This is a genomic window from Shewanella surugensis (assembly GCF_023284005.1).
Lineage (GTDB): Bacteria > Pseudomonadota > Gammaproteobacteria > Enterobacterales > Shewanellaceae > Shewanella > Shewanella surugensis.
Genome location: NZ_JAKIKS010000276.1, coordinates 1 through 2,204, shown reverse-complemented (window position 1 = coordinate 2,204; position 2,204 = coordinate 1). Strand labels below are relative to the sequence as shown.

The 2,204-nt window shown below is 39.4% G+C and carries 3 protein-coding genes and 1 pseudogene; 3 read left to right on the top strand and 1 reads right to left on the bottom strand.

The window, feature by feature from the left end:
- The first annotated feature begins 396 nt into the window (after window positions 1–396).
- Together L2764_RS26870 and L2764_RS26865 are read left to right on the top strand one after the other, a co-directional pair.
- Entirely contained in the window at window positions 397–759 is a 363-nt protein-coding gene (locus L2764_RS26870) for a hypothetical protein (protein ID WP_248943396.1), read from the top strand.
- Window positions 760–782: 23 nt separating this feature from the next.
- Complete coding sequence (locus tag L2764_RS26865) at window positions 783–947, top strand: hypothetical protein (protein WP_248943395.1); 165 nt, start codon at window positions 783–785, stop codon at window positions 945–947.
- A gap of 549 nt (window positions 948–1,496) precedes the next feature.
- Here the strand turns inward: L2764_RS26865 and tnpA are convergent.
- Window positions 1,497–1,793 (bottom strand): annotated as a pseudogene (gene tnpA, locus L2764_RS26860) (IS200/IS605 family transposase); the annotation flags it as partial.
- Window positions 1,794–1,834: 41 nt separating this feature from the next.
- On the opposite strand from tnpA, the gene L2764_RS26855 reads away from it, so the two are divergent.
- Window positions 1,835–2,204 (top strand): IS66 family transposase zinc-finger binding domain-containing protein (locus tag L2764_RS26855; RefSeq protein ID WP_248943394.1); only part of this gene is annotated, 370 nt, incomplete at its 3' end.

Genomic DNA, 2,204 nt, shown 5'->3' with positions numbered 1-2,204 from the left:
AAGGTGTTCGATCAGGGTCATTGGGTTACCTCTCAGAAAGTGAGGTGCGATTAGATCACAGTAATTCAGCAGATTCAATCTTTGTTAACAAAGTGCGATCCCGCCCTGCTTAGCACCTAAGTTAAGTGCACAGCGTGCCATTAAGCGTGAGCACAAAAAAGCGAGCCAGAAACGGCCCGCTTGTCATTCAATGACTAACCGATTATTCACCAAGTGAATTAATAAACATATACGGCACCTGAGTCTTCAGCGGAAGTATTATTTTGGTTACCTTGAATACCTGTTGCTGCTGAGCTCTCTTTTGAATCCCCCACAGCTACGATTGTAGCTGTGGCATCAATATATTGAGACAAAAATAATAAACAGGAAAAGCACCTCTATGTCTACGACAAGGCTGTGACAGACTATACGTGGTGGAAACATCAGAAACAGCATGATAATGATATGATTTCAGTATTAAAAGATAACTCAGTAGCCACATTTTTTGAATCAATCCCATTCGACAAGAGGAGTGATATCAATGTAGGTATTGAGGGCTATAGCATTGACCAAAACAAGGAGGTAAAATTTAGTCTGGTCCAATATAGAGATCCTGAAACGAAAATACTTTATCGTTTTATAACAACCTTGCCAGCCGGCATTAATCCAGGAAAGATTGCCATGCTCTATTTCAAGCGCTGGACAATTGAGAAGGCGTTCAATAATAGTAAAAGTGATTTGAAGGAAAAAAAGCTTGGTCATCTGATAGTAACGCCTTAAATAACCAAATGCGACTCACCACTATGTCTTACAATTTAATGCGTGTATTTGAAGAGATTTCAAAAATTCAAGATCCTGAACTTATAGATCCATCTGATGAAAAATATACTAAAGAACTTAAGGTCAGAGATAGTTCAGCAAAAACAGAGGGGGATTTGTTAACCCATTATTTTTTAAATCAAGGATAGTCTGTATAAGCCCATATACTATTAGAGCAGTTCAAAACGCAATAATGACTGGAAAGTCGTTGGTATGGATTATGAAGACATTGGCCGCTCGATTGATCCTGCGGGTATGAAAACGAATGGAACACTGATGGTATCTGGGGTAAATTCAAGTGATTTTTGTGTAAACAAAGATAACCCATCTTGACTTAACTTCAAAGATTATGCTTCACTTCCTGTAGTGTGTAATACAGAATAACATCCCCACTCTTCGGTATCTCGATCATAAAAATAAACACCTGAGCGACTAGTTGCAACAGTGTTTGTCCGTTTGCACTTAACTCAATACCACTACCAAACTGGTTATTTCCCTCCAAAATAAGGGCTTTAACATAAGCTTCTTGTTTCCATTCTCCCCTTCTTGGTTGAAAACATACACAGCGCCACTATTATCTGTGTCATTGTCCGTTTGATCGCCATTAATCCCCGTTGCAGACGAACTCTCTGCATAAGTCCCGATTGCAATCGTACTGCTATCGGCACTGATAGTAACAAACTCACCGAATCGATCGCCTTTTTCCTAACCTCTGGGCACTCTCTAAAGATATGCCTCGCTGTTAGGCTTTTTATCATCGTTACTAACTTAGTTACGCTATATGTTGGCACTGACTGAACTAAAAAATGAACATGATCTTCATCTATACCAATTTCTAGAAACTTGATTTGATAACGTTTTTCAATTTCCAAACAAATATCCTTAAGTGCCTCATCAACTTTTCGATCAAAGACGACCTTTCTATACTTTGTAGGAAAACCTAAGTGAAAAATTAATATCGTAACATTATGTCTTTTATGTATATATTCGCTCATACAGGCATTATACGCCGCCAGCGGCGAGGAATTAAACCCGAATGAGATTAAAAGATGCTGAAATCGCTGAACTTAAACAATCTGTGCAGCGGTTACTTGAGCAATTTCGCCTTGCACAACAAAAACGGTTTGGCATGAGCAGTGAACGCCATGATTATCAGGGTGAGTTATTTAACGAAGCTGAAGTCACCATTGATGAGCCTGCTGGGTTAATAACTCATGATGATGTGTCAGCTCTTCCTAAAGATTGTTGTGGCTATCAACTGGTGTTAATGGGTCAAGATAGCAGCGAAAAACTGCAATTCATTCCTGCTCAAATCAAAGTCATTGAGCACATTAGGTTAAAATACAGCTGCAACCAGTGTGAAACTCAAGGGACGCAAGCTAACATCAAGCAAGCGCCCGTACCCG

Coding starts and splice junctions, on each gene's coding strand:
- L2764_RS26865 (WP_248943395.1), top strand. CDS start 783: ATGTCTTACAATTTAATGCGTGTATTTGAAGAGATTTCAAAAATTCAA.